A 20,358-nucleotide genomic window follows, 5' to 3' on the forward strand; every position below is an offset into this window, starting at 1 on the left:
TGCATAATCCGCCCCTGCGATGGCCTACCGGTCGACCCCAGGCGGAGTACAGAATGCCGTTGCCAGAACTTCCGCACTATCCGGATGTCGTCAGCCTCATCCCGAACAGCGGCGTTCAATTCCTGGATTTCGGTTTCAGCCTGATCGACGGCGACGGCAGGAAGAACCCGAAGGCGCCGACCGACTGGGGCTTCTACGATCCCCATCCCGACACCCGGACGGGCGCGCAGGAACTGCCGATCCTGCTGCGCCGCGGTGCCGACGACATCACGCCGGGTCGCGAGGACTACGCGATCGACGTCAAGCGGCTGCTCCAGTTCGTCGGGCGGACCTGGCTGCCGATCCCGCTGTTCCGGGAGGAGCCCGGCCGGTCGTTCCACCACGGCCCGGTCAACTGGTCCAGGGCCTATCTGGTGCAACTCCCGGAGCGGGACAAGGCGGGCAACGAATACCGCCTGGTGGTGGCCCTGGACACGGGGCTGATGGACGAATACGCCGACGGCGGCTATCTCGCCCCGTCGTCCGACGACGCGCGGAACGGCCGCCGCTTCTCGCTCCCGGGCAGGACGGACTTCTATAATTTCCTGCTGTGCCAGCCCTGGCTCAAGGGATGGCTGAACGAGCTGTTCAAGACCATGGTCGAGCAGGAGGAGAGCCGCCGCGCCAACCGGCGCGAGGTCACCCTGTCGCACGAGGAGCTGGTCGACCGGATGAGCGGGCCGAACGAGCCGCTCGCCCGCTACATGGCCTTCGTCGACCTGCTGTACCAGCTGGACTTCCTGCCCAAGCTGCTGTTCAGCGACACGGTGACCGCGGCCAAGCAGGTCTTCGTCGACGTGGACATGGTGCTCGACCTCGGCAATTCCCGCACCTGCGGCCTGCTGGTGGAGGCGGAGCCGGACAGCCGGGGCGCCGACATCAACCGGGCCTTCCGGCTGGAGCTGCGCGACCTGTCCCAGCCGGAGCAGGTCTATGCCGACCCGTTCGACAGCCGGTTCGAGTTCGCGATCGCCCGATTCGGCCTGAACCACCATTCCCACCGCAGCGGCCGGGCCGACGCCTTCTCCTGGTCCACCATCGTCCGCGTCGGCCCCGAGGCGGTCCGCATGGCCGGCTCGCGCCGCGGCAGCGAGGGGCGCACCGGCATGTCGAGCCCGAAGCGCTACCTGTGGGACGAGGAGCCGAGCCAGCAGTCCTGGCGCTTCAACGGCCAGACCCTGGACGACGAGATGGAGGGGTTCGCGGCCCAGGGCGTGTTCGCCGGCCTGGTCAACGACGCGGGCAAGCCGCTGCACCAGGTCAACCCGGGGGAAGACGACCTCCCGACCCTGCTGGCCCGCTATTCCCGGTCCAACCTGGTCAGCTTCGCCCTGGCGGAGATCCTGCTCCAGGCGCTGGTCATGATCAACGCGCCGGCCCAGCGGCTGCGCCGGCGCAACGCCGACCTGCCGCGCCGGCTGCGCCGCCTGATCCTGACCATGCCGACCGCCCTGTCGCTGGCCGAGCGCGAGTTGCTCCGCGCCCGGGCGGAAGCCGCGCGCGACCTGCTCTACCTGTGCCTGGGCCGGGCCGAACGGCAGTTCGGCGACGAGCCGGGCAAGCTGCACTGGGTCGAAGGCCCGCCGCCCGAGATCATCCTGAAATGGGACGAGGCGAGCGCCACCCAGGTGGTCTATCTCTACAGCCAGATCGCGCTGGCCTTCTCCGGCGACGCCCGCGCCTTCATCCGCGCGGTCCGGGGCGGCGGATCCGGCCAGGGAGAGGACGGGAGCAGCCTGCGGGTCGCCACGCTGGACATCGGCGGCGGCACCACCGACCTGGTGATCACCTCGCTCCGGGCCGACGGGCAAGGCAGCAACGTCACGATCTTCCCCCGGCAGCTGTTCCGCGAGAGCTTCTCGCTGGCCGGCGACGACATCGTCCAGCTCCTGGCGCGCGAGATCGCGGTGACCGCGCTGTCCCGCACCGTCCAGCAGTCGATCGGGCGGGAACGCGCGGAGGCGCTGACCCAGGAACTGTTCGGCGGCAACCGCGGCGACATGTCGGCGGAGGAGCAGCTGCGCCGCCAGCAATTCGCCATGCAGATCGCCGCCCCGGTCGCGGTGGCCCTGCTGGGCGAGTACGAGGGGTACGACCCGATCGATCCGCCGCCGGTGGAGATCCGGAAGCTCGGCGACTTCTTCCGGCCCGACGCCCCACCCCCGCCGGGGCTGGTCCAATCCCTGGAACGGACCGTCGCCGAGGCGGGCGCCACCGATTTCCGCCTGATGGAGGTGCCGATCCCGGTCGATCTGGCCGACGTGGACCGGATCGTCCGCAGCCTGACCGGCGACATGGTGCGAGCCCTGACGGAGGTGGTCTGGCATTACCGGGCGGACGTGATGCTGCTGTCCGGCCGGCCGTCGCGGTTCCCCGCCATCAAGGACTCGATCCTGGAGACAGGCGCGCTCCCGGCCCATCGGGTGATCGCCATGCACGAGTTCCGGGTCGGCCAGTGGTACCCGTTCCGCAACCGGGAGGCGCGCATCTCCGACCCCAAGACGACGGCCGCCGTCGGCGGCATGATCTGCCTGCTGGCCGAAGGCCACCTGCACAATTTCAACTTCCGGAGCGACGACCTCTACGCCCGGTCGGTCGCCCGGTTCGTCGGCAAAGTCGAGGCCGGCAACTCCAACAACCGGCTCCAAGCCCAGGACGTCTATCTCTCGGACCTGGATTTCGAGACGATCGAGGACCTGCCTGAGGCCAAGTTCGAGTTCCGCGGACCGCTGCTGCTGGGCGTGCGTCAGTTCCCCAACCAGTGGTGGCCGGCCAGCCTGCTCTACATGATCGACTTCGCCGACGAGGAGGCGCGGACCCGGGCGATGCGCCGGACTCCGCTGCGCGTCCAGCTGAAGTTGGAAAGCACGAAACGCCCGCGCGGACGGCCGAACGAGCCGCAGGAGAAGGTGGTCAACGACCGCCTCGCCATCGGTGAGGTCGAGGATTCCGAGGGCGGTGCCCTGAGCGGCCGGCAGCAGCCGTTGCGCATGCGTCTCCAGACCTTGCGGAACCGCGACGGCTACTGGCTTGACACCGGCATCCTGATCGACGTCTGAGATCGGGACGCAGGGGAGCGAAGACATGAACGACCAGCAGATCCGCCTGAAGACCGCCGCGGACCGCATCGCCGCCACCGCCCGCCGGAGCAGGGGTTGGGTGTCCGAGACCCGCGGCGCCTCCGTCTCGGTCGCCAACGAGGCCGACAGCCTGATCTCCGAGGCCCGGCGGGTCGAGAGCGTGGCGCGCAAGCTGTCGCGGGCCGCCGAGCGCCGCATGTGCGTCGGCGTCTACGGCGCCAGCCAGCAGGGCAAGTCCTACTTGGTCTCCGTCCTTGCGCGTCCCCCCGGCAAGGCGGGCCTGCTCGCCCGCTTCGGGGCGGAGCGGCTGGACTTCATCACCGAGATCAACCCGTCCGGCGGCAAGGAATCGACCGGGCTGGTCACCCGCTTCACCGTGCACCCGCCCGAAGGCCCGACGGACCCGGATTTCCCGGTCGATGTCCGGCTGCTGACCGAGACCGACATCGTCAAGATCCTGTCCAACGCCTTCCAGAGTGACTTCGACCAGAACAACCTGAAGATCGAGCGCCCGCGCGGCGAGGCGGTGCGCAAGCTCCTCGCCGCCTGCGATGGCCTGAGGAAAGCCCAGCCGACCGCCCGCCACCTGGACGAGATCACGCTGTTCGACATCGGCGAGTATTTCGGCAAGAACTTCAGCAACCGCTGGCAGGAGCTCCAGCCGCTGGGTTACTGGGAACGTCTGGTCGAGCTGGCGCCGTTCCTGGACATCGGCGGCCGGGCCAAGCTGTTCAGCGTGCTGTGGGGCGGCATCGACGACCTGACCGAGCTGTACAAGACGCTGGTGGCGGCCCTGGACCGGCTGGGCCACGCACCCGACGCGGTCACCCAGCTGACGGCTCTACAGCCCCGCAACACCAGCATCATCGACGTGGCGGCGCTGAAGCGGCTGGGTCAGCCGTCCGACGCGAAGGACCTGCTGCGCCTGCGCAGCCTGTCCGACGGCCGCCTGGGCGAGCCGGTGGAACTGCCACGTGCCGTGGTGACGACCCTGGTGGCCGAGCTGAGGATCACCATCGACGAGCAGCCCTGGCCGATGAACGCCCACACCGACCTGCTCGACTTTCCCGGAGCCCGGTCGCGCTACAAGCTGGCGCAGCTGCCCGAGCCGGGCGCCACCGTAGGCGCGGACGAGCAGAGCCGCGAAGGCTTGGTCTTGGAGCTGCTGCTGCGCGGCAAGATCGCCTACCTGTTCCAGCGCTACTCGGAAGAGCGCGAACTGACCGCCATGCTGCTGTGCATGGGGAACAAGCCCAACGAGGTCAAGGATTTAGGTTTCCTGGTGCGGCACTGGATCGAGCTGACCCACGGCGCCACGCCGGAACAGCGCGCCCGCGTGACGACATCCCTGTTCCTCGTCCTGACCATGATCGACCTGGAGTTCCAGGCCAAGGCCGGCGAGGACATCGACCAGAAATGGCAGATCCGGCTGCACACCTCCCTGCTGGAGCCATACAAGTACGACGGCTGGGTCGATAACTTCAACGGCAGGCCGTTCGACAACACGCTGCTGCTGCGCAACCCCAACTTCGACCAGGAATGGCTGGTCGAGTACCGGACGAAGCCCGGTTCGCCCGAGCCGGAGCGACCTCTGGTCGAGGATGCCCTGTCCCGCCGCAACGAGGGACACCGCCGGAAGCTGGAGGACAGCTTCTTCGCCTCGGCCCAGGTCCAGCGCCATGTCCGCGACCCCCGCGAGGCGTGGAACGCGATCCTGAAGCTGAACGACGGCGGCGTCACCCATATCGTGGACCGGCTGACCGCGGTATCCGACCCGGCCCTGAAGGCGGCCCAGGTCGAGCAGCGCCTGCGCGAGAGCGTGTCCCAGTTCCAGAACTCCTTGAAGCGCTTCTACCATGGGGTGGACGAGGAGGCCCGGCGCGAGAAGGAGGAGGCGCTGAAGGCGCTGCGCAAGACCCTGGTGTCTGCCTTCCAGCGCAAGCGGTTCCGCACATTCCCGCGCTTCCTGTCGTACCTGATGGTCGGCGAGCGCGACCTGCGCGAGATCGCGCTCAACGTCGCCGTGATGAAGATCGAGGAGGTGGAGGAAGCGCCGCCCGACGACCTGGACATCTTCGGCAGCCCGGCGGCCGCCGCCGCTCCGGTCAGGACCGTCCGCGACGACCGCCCCGCCCTGTTCGCCCGCGAGCTTCACCGGCACTGGGTCGGCCGCCTCCGCCATCTGCCGCAGGAGGAACAGCTGCTCCAGCATTTCGGGCTGGCGGCGCAGACGGTCGGCGACCTGGTGGACCAGCTGGTGATCGCGGCCGACCGGGTCGGGATGATCGACAAGGTGGCCGGCGCCATCCGCGGCGAGACCGCGCTCGCCGCCATGCGCTGGGACGAGATAGCCGACCGGCTGGTCACCATAGCGTCCAACGCCTTCAACGTGTTCGTCGCCGAGATGGGGTTCCACGACGTGCCCCCCGCGCAACGGCCGGGCGTTCCGGAAGGCTCCCCCACGCCCGACCACAGGGTGTTCGAGCCGCCGCCGCCCGTGACCGGCGCGCTGCCGGTGCTGGGCGACGAGCCGCTGCTGCTGGAACAGCGCTATTTCATCGACTGGGGCGTCGCTTTCCTCCAGGCCGGCCTCGCCAACCTCAGCTATGGCGGCGGCCGGGAGCTGGACGAGGCGCAGAACCGGGCGCTTGGCGACATCCTGTCGAACCTTTCCGTAGACCGCCTGCTGGCGGGCACGGCCCGTCCGGCATGACCGCCCCCGAGGACCTTGGATAATGGCCACAGAAGTCACCCAGCCGCCGGGCTCGGCGCCGGGCGCCGCCCTGATCTCCGTCAGCGGGCGGCAGGGACTCGATCCGGACAGCCTCCGGCTCGCCATCGCCCAGCCCAACGGGCAGAAGTTCCTCCAGCAGTACGGGGCCGGCGACGCCTGGGGCTCGACCCGGACCTGGCTGAGGCCCGTCGGGACGGAGCTGGACGGCGCCTTGCTCCGCATCCGGGTGGACGAGCGGCTGACCTGGAACCTCCAGGCCAACGTGACCTATCTGCTGGCGCTCAGCGATGCCAACGGCGAGGCGCCGGGCGAGGAGCGGCTTCGCTGGAAAGCCATCCGCCTGCCCTCGGAGCCCCCGCCCAGGGTGGCGGAGCCCGAACCGGAGCCGGAGTCGGAGCCGGTGGTGACGGCATCCGAGCCTGAACCCGATCCCGAACCGCCACTCAAGGCCCCGGAACGGCAACCGGAACCCGGACCGCAACGCCCCCGCTGGCTGGTGCCGGCGCTCGCGGCGCTGGTAGCCCTGGTCGCGGCGGGTGGCGGCGCCTGGTGGTTCCTGAACCGGGAAGAACCGGTGCCCCCGGTCGCGGAAAGTCCCGCCCCACCGCCCGAAGCGCCTCCCGCCCCCGCCGCACCGCTGACCACCGCGACGGCGACGGCGTTCCTGCGCACCAGCCCCGACCCGGCGGGCGCCCTGGCCGAAGCGAAGCGCTACATGCAGGAAGGCTCCCGCGACTCGGTCCAGGGTGCCCTGCTGCTGTTCCGGCGCGCGGCCGACGGCGGCCAGGCCGAGGCGGCGACAGCGATCGGCGCCATGTACGACCCGGAGACCTTCTCCCCCGAGCGCAGCGCCGTGCCGTCGCCGGATGCCGAGAAGGCCCAGCTCTGGTACGAGAAAGCCGCCGACGCCAACGATGCCGAGGGATTATACCGCCTCGGCCGCCTGTTCATCAGCGGGCGCGTCGAGGGACCGGGGATCTCCCCGGAAGCCGGCGTCAGGACCCTCCAGCGCGCAGCCCAACTCGGCCACCCCGAGGCGAAGGCGGAACTGGAAAAACTCGGACAGCCGCAATGAGCAACCACCATCGTCCCTCTGCCGAAACATCGGACGCCGCCATGGGCCATAGACGCCCCTCTTCGTCATGGCCGGACTTGATCCGGCCATCCGCGCGCGAACCTCGCCACGTCGGTTTGCCCGTGGATGCGCGGGTCGAGCCCGCGCATGACGAAAAGGAAATCGCTTGCCGCCATAAGACCTTCTTTGGCGCTCCCGCGAAGGAGGAAGCGCCCCCCGCGACACGGCGGTCGCCCCTCGGCTGGCTCGCCGCGTCGGCGCTGGCACTCGTCCTCGCCTCGCCCGCGGCACTCGCCTGCTCGCCGGCCCCCTTGCTCCAGCCTGGCAAGACCCAGCTCCAGGAACGGGTGCTGACCCGGCCCGGCGGCAAGCTGACGCCCGACGGCGGGGCGGCGAAGCCGGTGCCGGGGTTCAGCGTCCTCTATGTCTACGAGCGGAGTCCCGACGGCGCGCGCGTCCGCGTAGGCGCCGGCGCCGACTGCAGGCCGGAGGGCTGGATGCCGGCGGAGGCGGTAGTTCCCTGGCGGCACACGCTGGTGGCCGCCTTCGCCAACCGCACCGGGCGCGACCGCGTGCTGTTCTTCGGCGCGGAGGACGGGCTGCGCGGCTTGGTCGGCAGCCGCGACGCCGGTGCCCAGGCCGCCAAGCTGGCCGAGGCAGCCAAGACCGCCGGCCCCGGCCAGGGTGCCGCCGGCCCGCTGGTCTCGATCGAGCCGGAAACCGCCGTCGACATCAACAAGCAGTTCTACCTGCTGCCGATCCTGGAGGCGAAGACCCAGCGATTCCCGACCGGCCGCCCGGTCCGCATGGTCAAGGTGGCGGCGGTGACCTCGCGCGACCAGGGAGCCCCGGCCCCGGCTTCAGCGGCGTCCGCCACCCCGGCGCCGCCCCCGGCCCCCGCGGTGCGTCAGAATTTCCGGACCGCCATCGTCTTCGTGATCGATGCCTCCAGCTCGATGCAACCCTATATCGACCGGACCCGCAAGGCGATCGAACGCATCTATGACGGCATTAAGGCGGCGGAACTGCAGGAGCAGGTGCGGTTCGGCCTGATCGGCTACCGCGACGATCCCAAGGCGGTCGCCGGCCTCGAATACCTGACCAAGGTGTTCGTCGATCCCAGCAAGGTCGACACGCGGGAGGAATTCGACAAGGCCGCCGCCGGCCTCGCCGCTTCCAAGGTATCGACCCGCGCTTTCGCCGAGGACGGCTATGCCGGGGTGGACTCGGCGATCAACGCGATCGACTGGACCCCGTTCGGCGGGCGTTTCGTCGTGCTGATCACCGACGCCAGTTCGCGGGACCCCGGCAGCGGGCTGTCCGCCACCGGCCTGGACGCCAAGGCGCTGTCCATCGCCCTGCTCGAGAAGAAGATCGCGACCATGGCGCTCCACCTGCTGACCGAGGAGGGCAGGAAGGACCATGCCAAGGGTGCGGCCCAGTACCGCGAGCTGACCACCTATCCCGGGCGGAAACCCCTCTATTACCCGGTGGAGGCCGGCGACGTGGGCCAGTTCGGCGCGCGGGTCGATACGCTGACCGACAGCCTCGTCACGCTGGTCCAGGCGGCCGAGGCCGGCGAGGGCCTTGATACGCCGCCTCCCCCGCCGCCCAAGGCGGCGCCCGGCAAACCGGCCTCCAATCCCGGGGGCGATCCCTTGGCCGAGGATATCGCGGCGATCGGGCACGCCATGCGGCTGGCCTACCTGGGCAGCGTGCAGGGCACCGCGGCGCCACCGATGTTCGAGGCCTGGGCGGCGGACCGCGACTTCGCCAACGACACGGTGGCGAGCCTCGACGTCCGGGTCCTGCTGTCCAAGTCGCAGCTTTCGGACCTCCAGGCGACCGTGGGCGCCCTGGCCGATGCCTATTCCAAGGGCCAGCTCGATCCCAGCGACCTGTTCAACCAGCTGCGCAGTGCCGCCGCGACCCTGAGCCGCGATCCGGCCAAGGTCGGCACCTCGGACAATCGGGCGCTCAACCAGGCCTTGCTGGGCGAGTATCTGGACGGGCTGCCCTATACCAGCCGGGTAATGGCGATCGACCAGGACGCCTGGCTCGGCATGAACCCGGGCGAGCAGCAGGCGCTGATCGACGATCTCCAGGTCAAGGCGCGGCTCTATCGCCGGTTCCATGACGACGTGAGCAACTGGGTCAGGCTGGCCGAGGGTGCCTCGCCGGAAGACGCGGTCTATCCCGTTCCGCTGACGGCGCTGCCGTGACCGACGCGCCGCTGCTTCGTCTGCAAGGTGTCGAGCGCACCCATCGGGCCGCCGATGGCGGTTTCGCGCTGTCCGTGCCCCGGCTGGACGTGGCGGCGGGCGAGCGGGTGGTAATCCTGGGACCGAGCGGGTCGGGCAAGAGCACGCTGCTCGACCTGCTGGCCTTCCTTGCGGCGCCGGACCGGGCGGAGTTCTTCCAGTTCAACCCGGACGGGCGGAGCCATGACGTTTCCGCGCTGTGGCGCCGTGGCGACCGCGCGGCGCTGACCCGGCTGCGCGCCGCCCATATGGGCTACGTGCTCCAGACCGGCGGTCTGCTGCCCTACCTGACCGTGCGAGAGAACCTGCTGCTGGCCCGCCGCCTGCTGGGGCTGGAAGTTCCCGGTCCGGCCGAGCGGCTGGCCGAGGCGGTCGGGGTCGCCGACCTGCTCGGCCGCCGGCCGGCGCAGCTGTCGATCGGCCAGCGCCAGCGCGTCGCCGTGATCCGGGCGCTGGCCCACATGCCGCAGATGATCCTGGCGGACGAACCCACGGCGGCGCTCGACGTCGGGCTTGGGGAAAGGGTGATCGACACGCTGGTGGCGGTCAGCGGCGCCGTGGGCGCCGCCCTGATCCTGGTCACCCACGACGAGGAGCTGGCCCGCCGCGCCCGGGGGCGGATCGTCCGCTGCCGGCCCATGCTCGACGCCGGCACGCCCGGCAGCGTGGTGGCCGCATGATCGCCTCCGGCCTGTTCGCAAGGTCCGGCCAGATGTTCCGGCTGGTCGTCGCCGACCTGCGCCGCGATTGGGCCATGGCGGTGTGCCAGGTCTTCGCGCTGGCCGCCGTGCTGACGCCCCTGCTGGTGCTGTTCGGCCTTCAGCAAGGGGTGCTCGGCCAGATGCTGCGCGATCTCCAGGCCAATCCGGCGATGCGCGAGATCGTTCCCCGGGTGACGGGCACCAACCGGTTCGACGCGGCCTGGCTGGATGCCGCGCGGCGCCGGGCCGATGTGGCCTTCGCCGTCGGCGACGCGCGCACGCTGGCGGCCGAGGTCGAGATGGTGCCCCTCGCCCGCCCGCAGGCCGAAGCCGTGCTGGGCGTGCTGGTTCCGACGGGACCGGGCGACCCGTTGGCGGCGACGGCGGGGGAGCCCTGGGCCTCCGGGCTGGACCGGGTGGTGCTGTCGTTCGGCGCCGCCCGCGCGCTTGGCGCAACCGCCGGCGAGCGGATCCAGCTCCTGGTGCCGCGCCGGCGCGACGGCACGGACGAGACCCGGGCCCACGCGGTCACCGTGGCCTCCGTCCTGCCGCCCGACCGCATGGCCGAGACAAGGCGGGCGATCCTGGTGGACGACAGGCTTGTCCTGCACGTGCAGCGCTACCGCGACGGGTACGCCGTTCCCGAACTGGGTTGGCCGGGCGCCCCAGCCGGGACCGAGCCCCAGCGCTTCGAACGCTTCCGGCTCTACGCCCGGACGATCGACGATGTGGCGCCGCTGACCGCCTGGCTGCGCTCCGGCGGCGTGGAGCCGGTCAGCCGGCTCGACCAGATAGCGCCCATCCAGGCGCTCAATGCCAACCTGAGCCTGATCCTGGCCGTGATCAGCGCCTTCGCCGCCGCCGGCTCGATCGTGGCCCTGGCCGCGACCCAGTGGAGCGGGGTCGAGCGCAAGCGGCGCGAGCTGGCCCTGCTGACCCTGATCGGCTACGGCCGGGGCTGGCTGATCAGCCTGCCGCTCGCCCAGGCGCTGCTGCTCGCGGCGCTGGGATCGGCCCTGGCGATCGGCCTGTTCGCGGCGGCGGCCGGGGTGATCAACGCCCATTTCCCGGCGATCGGATCGGTTGCGGCCGGCGCCTGCCGGCTGGCCCCGGACCAGTTGCTGCTGGCCGCCGCCATCACCTGCCTGCTCGCCATGGGGGCCGCCCTGCTGGCGGCGGCCCGCGTGACCCGGATCGAGCCGGCAGCCGCCCTGCGGGATACCTGAGCCATGAAGATGCTATCCTTCCCGTTCCGTCTCGCAGCCCTTTTTCTGGCATCGGCGCTCTGGCCGGTTACGGCGAAAGCCGCCGAGACGCCCTGGCCGGAAGATCTCTACAACCCGGCACCCGCGGCGGGCGACCTCGTCCTGCCGATGCCGTGCGGCGGCGCCATGGCATTCCGGCCCGTCGTGGTCCCGGCCAAGGACCTGCTGGACGACCGCCGCATCGCGGTCGGCGGGACCGAGGACGCCGTCGGCTACAAGGAGAACCAGCGGGCCGACTTCATCGCCGGCGGCTTCAGCGATCCCAAGGAGAAGGGCAAGCGGACCTACTATATCGGCAAGTACGAGGTCACCCGGGCTCAGCTGGCCTCGGTGGGCGCCGAGTGCCCCGCGCCCGACGGCGACTCGCGCCTGCCCGCCGTCTCGGTGACCTGGCGGGAGGTGTCGGACTTCGCCGACGCCTACACGGTCTGGCTGCTGGCAAACGCCAGGAAGGACCTGCCGAAGGAGGCCGGGCAGGCGGGATTCGTGCGGCTGCCGACCGAGACGGAGTGGGAATATGCCGCCCGGGGCGGCGCCCAGGTCTCCGAGGCGGACTTCGCCGCCCCCCTGTTCCCCATGTCCGACGCACTCTCCGCCTACGCCTATTACGGCGGGGCGGAATCGTCCAACAACGAGCTGCAATGGATCGGGTTGCTCCAGCCCAACCCGCTGGGCCTGCACGACGTCCTGGGAAACGCGTCGGAATTGACGGCGGAGCTGTTCCGCCTGAACCGGCTGTCCCGCCTGCACGGGCAGGCCGGCGGCTACGTGGTGCGGGGCGGCGATTACCTGACGAGCGCGGCGTCGATCCGAAGCGCCGCGCGCGACGAGTTTCCGCCCTATGACGACCGCGGCCCGCGCCGGCAGAAGACCGTCGGCTTCCGCGTCGTCTTCGTCCCGCCGGTCCTGCCCTCGGCCGAAAGGGTGCGCGAGGTTCAGGCGGTCTGGAACAAGCTGCCCGAGTCGGGGGGGAGCACGCTTTCCGAACCGGTGCAGGACGACCCCCTGAAGGAGATCGAGACCCTCGCCGGCGCCGTCCAGGACCCGCAGGTCCGCCAGCGGCTGAAAGGCCTGGGCGCCGTGGTCGCCGCCAACATCAAGACCCGCAACGACCAGCGCGACCGCGCGGCGAGGGCGAGCCTGAACCTGGCGACCTGGCTCGCCGGCAATCTCCGGGTCGACACCCGCAAGATACTCGGCCTGGAGGAGACGGCGGCGCTCGGCAACGAGGTGGTCAGGGCGCGGATTCCCAACGACATCGCGGCGCTGCGCGGCACCATCGGCTATTACCGGGACACGCTGAGATATCTGCTGAACGATTATCCCAGGACCGTCCGCGAGGAGCAGGCCCGCGTCCTGCGCCAGGAGCTGGAAGCCCGGCAGGCCACCGGGCAGGCCGTCCTGGTGGAGGCGGTCACCCAGGACACCGAGCGCTACCAGCGCGACGGCGACCTGCCGGCCGATCAGGTCGAACTCCAGCTCCGGCGGGAACTGTGCGCCGGGGAGATCAGCAAAGCGTTCCCCAGCGCCTGCCGGCCGTTCCGCCGGTGATGGAAAGGCAGGCAACCTTGCGTCCGATTCAAATGCGAAGGACAGCCCCGTACCACCATGGTAGGTTCCCGCCGCCCGGCATTCCATTCCTCCCGGTAGTCTCGCGCGGGCGGATACAGAGGTTTGCATGAAGACCATCGTTCGGCTGATCGCGATCACCCTTTCGTTGAGCCTCGCGCTCGGCGGCTGCGTCACCACCCAGGGCGCGGACGGCCAGGCCGTGTCCAGCAACTGCGAGGACCCGAGCCTGTCCGGAGCCGAAAGGCAGCTCTGCCTGGACAACAAGTCCTTCAACAACACGGTGCTGGGCGGCGCCCTGGCCGGCGGCGCGATCGGCGGCGGTGCTGCGGCGCTGGGCTGCCTGGCCGCCAAGGAGAACCCGCTGACCTGCGCGCTGATCGGCCTCACCGTCGGCGCGCTGATCGGGGCGGCGGACGGTTACGCTACCGCCAAGACCCAGGAGGCATCCCGGCAGAACGTCCGCGCCATCGATCTGGTGACGGCCGACATCCGCCGCGACAATGAGAAGCTGGAATCGATGCTCCGCAGCAGCGAGGCCGTCTCCCGCGAGAACCGGACACGGCTCGCCCAGGCCGAGCAGCAGCTGAGGTCCGGCCGGATCACCTTGAAGCAGGCCCAGGCGGAGAAAGCCAAGGCCGAGTCGGGCAAAAAGCAGATCGAGGCCACGCTGGCATCCATGGAGGACGCGAAGAAGGCCTATGAGAGGACGCAGCAGCAGACCGGCCAGAGTTCCCCCGCCTTTGCCAGGGAAATGCAGGACATGGAAAAGCAGATCGCCCAGATGCGCCAGCAGCGCGACGCGCTGAATCAGGCTATCACCACGAGCCGGATCGGCTGAGGGAGCGCATGATGAGGACCTGGACCAGAACCGTGGCCGGCGGCCTGACGTTGTTGCTGCTGGGCGGCTGCGCGGCCGTGGAGACCTATGTCGGCGAACGCCGGGACTTGGCGGCCGGCGGCCCGGAGGCGCGCATCCAGGAGGCCCAGGGCCGCCAGGCGCAGGCCCGCACGACCAACATGGCGCTCCAACGCCAGGTCGCGGAGGTCCAGGCGCAGCAGACGGCGTTGTCCCGCGATCTCCAGGCGTCCCAGGCGCAGCTCGGCGAACTCAACCGGAAGCTGGCCGGCGCCCGCTCCGCCACGGCGGCGCAGAGACGAGACTACGACCGGCTCGTCGCCCGCCAGAAGCAGATCCGCCAGGAACTGGACGCGCTGGCCCGCCAGCCTCAGCCGGCTTCCGCCATCGACGCCTCGGCCCAGTCGCTGAAGCTCCAGCAGATGCAGGACGAGCGGGACGCCCTGCAACGCCAGATCGACGCCCTGCAGCAGGCCCTGTCCTGAGGGCGGACCGGAAAATGACGAGGCAAGGACCGGCATGAGGACAGGCACCATCCTGCGCCAGCAATCCACCGAGGGGCTGGAGCCCTACGGCGCCTTCAACCAGCCGGTCTACAAGAGCCACGGCCAGATCCGCACGGCGCTGCTCAACGAGCTGGGCCCGCTCTACGCCGATTACTTCCCGCGCCCGGACTCCGATCCGGACGGCAAGTGGATCGGCTGGCTGACCCAGAGGGAGGGGCAGCCACGCCGCTGGGTGGACATGTCGCCGGAGGAACAGCACCGGGTCGAGCCGATCAAGAACCAAGTCCTGGACGGGCTTTCCGGCTATATCGCCAAGCTGCGGGAGGCGCCGGAGAACTCGTCGCGCAACAACTTCTCCCGCGTGCTGGAGAAGGCGCAGGAGGTGCCCGGCCCCGACTACCTGTACTTCGTCGGCGACCAGCCGATGGTCGCCTTCTGGGGCTTCAAGGGTGTCGGGCGGCCGAACGGCGTCAACCCGCTGCGCCTTCCGCCCACGACGGTCCGGTTCGATCCGCCCGTGGCGCCGATCAATCCGGCGATGCCGGGCGGAACGGCGGTGCCGCCGGCCGGCGTGCCGGTGGCGACCGGCCGGCCCTGGTGGCACTGGCTGCTGATGGGGTTGGGGGCGCTGCTGTTCCTGCTGCTTCTCCTGTGGCTCCTCTGGTGGCTGTTCGCGCCGCGCCTCGGCCTTCCGCCGCTTCCCGTCCTGCCCTGGCAGGAGGAGGAGGTCGTGGAGCCGCCGCTCGATCCGCTGGTGCCGCGGGTCGTCCCGGTGGAACCGGGCGTGGGAGTGCCCGGGGTCGGGGTTCCCGGAGCAAGCGTGCCGGCTGTTCCGGTGCCGGAAGCTCCCGTTCCCGAAGCTCCCGTCGTTCCGGAAGTGCCCGCTCCGGGCGGCGGGACGCCGCCCCTCCCCGATGCGCCGCCGCCCGCCGAAGTTCCCCCGGAACCGCAACCGGAGCCGGCGCAGGTGCCGCCGGAACTGCCGGAACTGCCGCCTGAGGGCCGGCCTGCCGGCCCGCCCGGCGCTCCGCTGGCACTGCCGCCCGGGCCGCTCGATCCGGGCCCCGCCCGGTTCATGGAGGGAGTCTGGCGGAGCCGGTCGGGCCTGCGCGACGGGGAGGGCCGGCCGCTAGAGCAGCTCTACCGCTTCGGCCAGGACGGCAAGGGCGAGGTGACTGTCCGCGGTCCCGGCGGCACGGCCTGCAAGGCTCCGGCCGAGGCGGTGGTGACGGCGGACCGGCAGCTTTCCATCCGGGAGGGCCAGACCCTGACCTGCGCCGACGGCCAGACCATGAGCGGGGCCGAGACCAATTGCGGCACCCGGCCGGACCAGACCGTCGGCTGCACCGGCACGAACAAGACGGACGGCAGCGAGTTCGACGTCCGGATGGAGAAGGTGGAACCGTGACCCGGACGAGGGACCAGGAGTGACCGAGCAGATCCTGGCGCGCGGCCGCCTGTCGGACCACACGGGCCTCGCCGTGTTCAACAAGCCCGTGTTCGAAAGCCACGGGCGGCTGGTCGAGATGGTGCGGCAGCACCTGGGCCAGCGCTACGCCGCCGTTTTCTCCCGGCCGGAGGTCAGGCCCGACGGCGAGGTGGTCTGGTGGACCACCCAGGAAGGGACGGTGCGGCGCTGGACCGAACTGGGAGCGGAAGAGCGCGCCCGGCTGGACCCCGCCCGGCTGGAGATGGGCGGGGCGCTGGAACGGCTGGCGTCCGACCTGGGCCGCTCCGGCATCAATACCCGGCTGGGCAACATGGCGCCGATCCTGGCGGCGGCCCCCGAGATCCCCGGGATCGAGCACCTGTATGTCGTCGGCGACCAGTTCGCCCTGGCTTTCTGGGGCTTCCGCGGCGGCACCGGCAGCGTCAACGCCTTCGGCCGGATCCCCGAACCCGTCGCCCCGCCGCCGGCCGCCCCCGTGGTTCCGCCGCCGCCGGTCCGCGGTTTTCCCTGGCTGAGGCTGCTGCTGGGCGCCCTCCTGCTGGCCCTGCTCGCCGCGTTGCTGTGGTGGTGGCTGGCCGGCCGCACGCCCGATCCGATCCCGGCACCCGAACCGCCGCCGGTCGTTCCGCAAGCGCCGGTGCCGGTGCCGGAGCCTGCCCCGCCCGAGCCGGTGCCGGAGCCTGTCCCTCCCCCGCCCGAGCCGGTGCCCGAGCCCCCTCCTCCGCCTCCCCCGGAACCGGAACCCGAACCGCCGCCACCCGAGCCGCCGCAAGCGATCGTTCCACCCGCGAAACCCCCGGAGCCGCCGCCGTCGCCGGCCCAGGCGCGGCTTCCCCGATGCCCCGAGGGGGTCCAGCCGAGCGACCGGCGGAACCTGGTCGTGGTGTTCGACGTATCGCTCAGCATGGGCTTTCCGGCCGACGTCGATCCGGCCGAGCTAAACAGCCTGGTGGAACGGATCAGCCGGGGCGACGTCTTCGCGCAGTTCCAGCTGGCCCAGCTCCAGGCCCGGTCGCGGGTCTCGCGGATCGACGTGGCCCGCTCCGCCATGACAGGCCTGATCGACGGGCTGGACCCGTCGGTCGATGTCGGCCTGGTGAATGTCGGCACCTGCCCGGCGGCGGAGACCGTGGGCGTCTTCCCGCCCGGCCAGCGCGGGCGCCTGCGCTCGATCGTCCAGAACGCCGAACTGGTCCCCGAGACGCCCCTGGCCGACGGATTGACCAAGGCCGGGCAGCTGATCCGCGAGGGCGGCGGCACCGGGATGATCGTCGTGATCTCCGACGGCGAGGACAGCTGCGGCCGGGACCCCTGCGCCACTGCCCGCCACCTCGCCCAGACCCTGCCGGGGGTCAAGGTGAACCTGCTGGACGTGTTCGGGTCCGGCGAGCGGAGCTGCATCGTCGCCCCCTCGGGCGGGCGGATGTTCACGCCCCGGTCGGCGAGCCAGGTGGACGACCTGCTGAACTCCGCCGCCGAGGGGGTCGAGGACGCCAGCTGCCGCCCGTGAGGGCTACTTGGCGACGTCGGTCAGGCCGACCTTGAAGAGCCGCATCATCAGCAGGATGAAGCCGACGCACAGGACCAGCAGGATGAAGGCGTAGGCGGCGCCCTGGTTCCAGTTCCCGCCCTCGAAGAACCAGTTGTAGATGATCTCGGTGAACCAGCGGCTGTTGGGGCCGCCGAGCAGGGCCGGCACGGCGTAGCTGCCGGCGGCCAGCATGAAGGTCATGATGCAGCCGACCGCGATGCCGGGCTTGGCGTGCGGGATGACGATGCGGCGGTGGATGCGCAGCCAGCCGCTGCCCAGGTCGCGCGCCGCCTCGATCTGGTTGCGGTCGAGGGATTCGATCGCGTTGTAGAGCGGAAACACCATGAACAGGATGTAGACATAGACCATGCCGACGATCACGCCGGCCGGGCTGCCCAGGAAGCGGATGGGCCGGTCTATCAGACCCAGGTTGACCAGCAGCAGGTTCAACGGTCCGTTGAAGGCCAGGATGATGTACCAGGCGAAGGTTCGCAGCAGCTCGTTGATCCAGAACGGGATCACCAGCAGCAGGACCAGCATCGGCAGCGTCCGGGGCCGGGCCACCTGGGCCATGAAATAGGCCACGGGATAGCACACCGCGAAGGTCAGCGCCGTCACCAGCGCGCTGGCCCAGATGGTCTGGAGGAAGATGCTGCGGTGGATCGCGTTGTTCCACAACGTCACATAGTTCTGGACGGTGTAGACGTCGTCCGGCCCGCCGATCCGCGACGGCGGCAGGCTCGGCCGCAACGAGAAGTCGATCATCAGGATCTGGGGCAGCACGACCAGCATGACCACCCAGAAGGCGCACAGTGCCACGATGATCGCGGTCAGGACCGGGCCGTAGCGGCGCAGCACCTCGGTCATACCAAATCCCTCATGGGCGAATCCCTCATGCGGCGTCGTCGGACGGCGGCAGGACGACGGCGTCCTCCGGCCGGAAGCTGACTGCGGCCTCCGCGCCGGGCCGCCACGCGTGGTTGCCGCCGCCGGTATTGGCGGTCTGGAACAGGATCGGGCGTTCCTGCACCGGTTCCAGGAAGATGTTGACGAAGGCGCCCTCGAAGTCCTGGTGGCTGACCCGGGTGCGGATCAGGTTGTTCTCCGCCGTGCCGTCGTCGGCGCGGACCCGTTCCGGCCGGACGAACAGGATGGCCTGGTCGCCTTCGCGCAGGTCGCGTGGGTTGCGCCCGATCAGCTTGCCGGCCGGAGTCTCGATCGCGGCCCGGCCGCCGGCCGCCGCCATGACCCGCCCGGTGAAGCGGTTGCTCTCCCCGACGAAGCTGGCAACGAAGGCGCTGGCCGGGTCGTCGTAGATGGCCCGCCCGTCGCCGACCTGCTGGAGCACGCCGCGCGACATCACGCCGATCCGGTCGGACATGGTCATGGCTTCACCCTGGTCGTGGGTGATGTAGATGAACGTGACCCCGGTCCGCTTCTGGATCTCGCGCAGTTCCGAGCGCATGTGCTGGCGCAGCTTCAGGTCCAGGGCGGACAGCGGCTCGTCCAGAAGCAGTACCGCCGGCTCCACCGCGAGCGCCCGGGCGATCGCGATGCGCTGGCGCTGGCCGCCGGACAGTTCGGTCACCTTCTTGTCCGCCGTGTCCGGCAGGGCCACGAGGTCGAGCAGTTGCTGAACGCGGCGCCGGCGGTCGGCGGAGGCGACGCCCCGCACCTCCAGCCCGAAGCCGATGTTCTCCGCCACCGTCATCAGCGGGAACAGTGCCAAGTTCTGGAAGATCAGCGCGGTCGGCCGCTTGTTCGGGCCGATGCCGGCCATGTCCCGGCCGCCGATCCGGATCGCCCCGGACGTCGGTTCCATGAAACCGGAGATCATCCGCAGGATGGTGGTCTTGCCGCAGCCCGAAGGCCCCAGGAAGCTGAAGAATTCTCCTGCCGGAATGGTCAGGTGCACGTCGGAGACCGCCGTCAGCGCGCCGAAGCGCATGGTGACGTGGTCGAGTTCGATATCCTGGCTCATGGTTCCCCGTAGCCGGGAAGCCGGGGCCTGAAAGCGGATCAGGCCCCGGCTCCCCTCCGTTCCTTACGCCGCCAGGAAGCGGTCCTGGTACTCGTTGCGGATGGAGACGTACCACGCCTCCTGGATCGGCCACCACCACAGCTTGTCCAGCGCGTCTGCCGGATAGGCGTCGGCGAAGAACTGCTTGTTGAAGTCGCTGAGATACTGCTCCGCGCCCTTGGAGGTCGTGTTGATGCTGGTGTGGTTGGAATAGAGCGCGCCGGCCTGCGGCGTATAGTACCAGTTGATCCACTCGTAGGCCTGCGCCAGGTTCTGCGCCCCCTTGGTGATGCAGAAGCCTTCCATCCAGGCGAGCGCCCCTTCCTTGGGCGCGATGAAGCGGATCGGCAGGTTCTCCTTGCGGAGAGTCGCCGCCGAACTGTCCCAGGTCTGGCCGATCACGCAGCCATTGGTGCGGAAGGCACCCTGGGCCTCGTTCTCGTTGGACCAGAACTGGCCGACCGACGGCTTGTTCTCGGTCGCGACCTTGATGATGGCGTCGAAGTTAGCCCGGGCCTTCGCCTCCTCCGTGAACTGCTGGCGCACCGGATGGGGCAGCTTGCCCTGGGATTCCAGCCACAGCGCGATGCCGATCAGGCTGGAATGGCCGCGCACGGTGACCTGGCCCTTGTATTCCGGCTTCCACAGGTCGCCGTAGCTGGCCTGGCCGTACTGGAGCTTGGCGACGGTGTTGTCGAAGGCGATCGCCTCGGTGCCCCAGTCGCTGGGCGCCAGGTAGCGCTTGCCGCCGATCACGCCGCCCATGCCGGCGGAACCCTTGACCGCCGAGTCGATGCAGCCGTCGAAATTGACCTTGGACTCGTCGAGCGGCTGGACCAGCTCGTACTCCACATAGTTCGGCACGCGGTCGACGGTCGGCATGATGACGTCGAAACCGGCTCCGCCAGAGGCGCGAAGCTGGTTCAGCAGCTCGTCGTTGGTGCCGTACTCGGTCAGGACCGCCTTGATGCCGGTCTTCTTTTCGAAGTCGGTGATCATTTCGGGGGAGATATAACCGGACCAAGCGAACAGCTTGACCTCGCCCGAGGCGGCGCGGGCATTGCGCACGATGAAGGGGCCGGCCGCGGACAGGGCGCCCGCCGCGGCGGCACCTTTCAGCAGGGTGCGGCGGGTGAAGGCCCGGGCGGCACGCTGCGTCGCCTGGCTGGACAGTTTTTCCGCTGAGTCAGTCATGTCTCTTGTTCTCCCAGAACGGTTCCGTGGCCGGCGGACTATGCAGCAGGCCCAAGCCGAGCGGCAATTTCAGA

General features: G+C 70.2%; 14 protein-coding genes. 11 read left to right on the forward strand and 3 right to left on the reverse strand.

Annotated elements, in window-relative coordinates; genetic code table 11:
* Positions 1-53 precede the first annotated feature (53 nt).
* From JL100_RS26775 to JL100_RS26825, 11 genes are all read left to right on the forward strand, one after another.
* On the forward strand, positions 54-3,098 hold the full coding sequence (locus JL100_RS26775; RefSeq protein ID WP_202683539.1) for a virulence factor SrfB: 3,045 nt from the start codon (positions 54-56) through the stop codon (positions 3,096-3,098).
* 25 nt (positions 3,099-3,123) lie between these two features.
* Positions 3,124-5,832, forward strand: coding sequence for a virulence factor SrfC family protein (locus tag JL100_RS26780; RefSeq protein WP_202683538.1), 2,709 nt, complete (start codon positions 3,124-3,126; stop codon positions 5,830-5,832).
* Positions 5,833-5,854: 22 nt separating this feature from the next.
* A complete protein-coding gene (locus JL100_RS26785; protein ID WP_202683537.1) occupies positions 5,855-6,928 on the forward strand; it encodes a tetratricopeptide repeat protein in 1,074 nt (357 codons plus the stop codon).
* A 122-nt stretch (positions 6,929-7,050) separates the two neighbouring features.
* Positions 7,051-9,150 (forward strand): vWA domain-containing protein, encoded by a 2,100-nt coding sequence (locus JL100_RS26790; protein WP_202683536.1) that lies wholly within the window; start codon positions 7,051-7,053, stop codon positions 9,148-9,150.
* Positions 9,147-9,869, forward strand: a complete 723-nt coding sequence (locus JL100_RS26795) for an ABC transporter ATP-binding protein (protein ID WP_202683535.1) — start codon at positions 9,147-9,149, stop codon at positions 9,867-9,869. The genes JL100_RS26790 and JL100_RS26795 overlap by 4 nt, the downstream gene beginning before the upstream one ends.
* Positions 9,866-11,116 (forward strand): FtsX-like permease family protein, encoded by a 1,251-nt coding sequence (locus tag JL100_RS26800; protein ID WP_202683534.1) that lies wholly within the window; start codon positions 9,866-9,868, stop codon positions 11,114-11,116. Before JL100_RS26795 ends, JL100_RS26800 begins: the two co-directional genes overlap by 4 nt.
* Positions 11,117-11,119: 3 nt before the next feature.
* The gene (locus tag JL100_RS26805; protein WP_202683533.1) at positions 11,120-12,706 is read left to right on the forward strand and encodes a formylglycine-generating enzyme family protein; all 1,587 of its coding nucleotides are present in this window, start codon (positions 11,120-11,122) and stop codon (positions 12,704-12,706) included.
* 127 nt (positions 12,707-12,833) lie between these two features.
* The gene (locus tag JL100_RS26810) at positions 12,834-13,565 is read left to right on the forward strand and encodes a hypothetical protein (RefSeq protein WP_202683532.1); all 732 of its coding nucleotides are present in this window, start codon (positions 12,834-12,836) and stop codon (positions 13,563-13,565) included.
* 11 nt (positions 13,566-13,576) lie between these two features.
* The gene (locus JL100_RS26815; RefSeq protein ID WP_202683531.1) at positions 13,577-14,068 is read left to right on the forward strand and encodes a hypothetical protein; all 492 of its coding nucleotides are present in this window, start codon (positions 13,577-13,579) and stop codon (positions 14,066-14,068) included.
* Positions 14,069-14,102: 34 nt separating this feature from the next.
* Positions 14,103-15,497, forward strand: coding sequence for a hypothetical protein (locus JL100_RS26820; RefSeq protein ID WP_202683530.1), 1,395 nt, complete (start codon positions 14,103-14,105; stop codon positions 15,495-15,497).
* A 19-nt stretch (positions 15,498-15,516) separates the two neighbouring features.
* Positions 15,517-17,049 (forward strand): hypothetical protein, encoded by a 1,533-nt coding sequence (locus JL100_RS26825; RefSeq protein ID WP_202683593.1) that lies wholly within the window; start codon positions 15,517-15,519, stop codon positions 17,047-17,049.
* Positions 17,050-17,052: 3 nt separating this feature from the next.
* Here JL100_RS26825 and JL100_RS26830 read toward each other — a convergent pair whose 3' ends face one another.
* From JL100_RS26830 to JL100_RS26840, 3 genes are all read right to left on the reverse strand, one after another.
* On the reverse strand, positions 17,053-17,937 hold the full coding sequence (locus JL100_RS26830) for an ABC transporter permease (RefSeq protein ID WP_202683529.1): 885 nt from the start codon (positions 17,935-17,937) through the stop codon (positions 17,053-17,055).
* A gap of 25 nt (positions 17,938-17,962) precedes the next feature.
* Positions 17,963-19,051, reverse strand: coding sequence for an ABC transporter ATP-binding protein (locus JL100_RS26835; protein ID WP_202683528.1), 1,089 nt, complete (start codon positions 19,049-19,051; stop codon positions 17,963-17,965).
* Positions 19,052-19,114: 63 nt separating this feature from the next.
* Positions 19,115-20,284 (reverse strand): extracellular solute-binding protein, encoded by a 1,170-nt coding sequence (locus tag JL100_RS26840; RefSeq protein ID WP_202683527.1) that lies wholly within the window; start codon positions 20,282-20,284, stop codon positions 19,115-19,117.
* Positions 20,285-20,358 lie beyond the last annotated feature (74 nt).

The organism is Skermanella mucosa, assembly GCF_016765655.2.
GTDB classification, from domain to species: domain Bacteria; phylum Pseudomonadota; class Alphaproteobacteria; order Azospirillales; family Azospirillaceae; genus Skermanella; species Skermanella mucosa.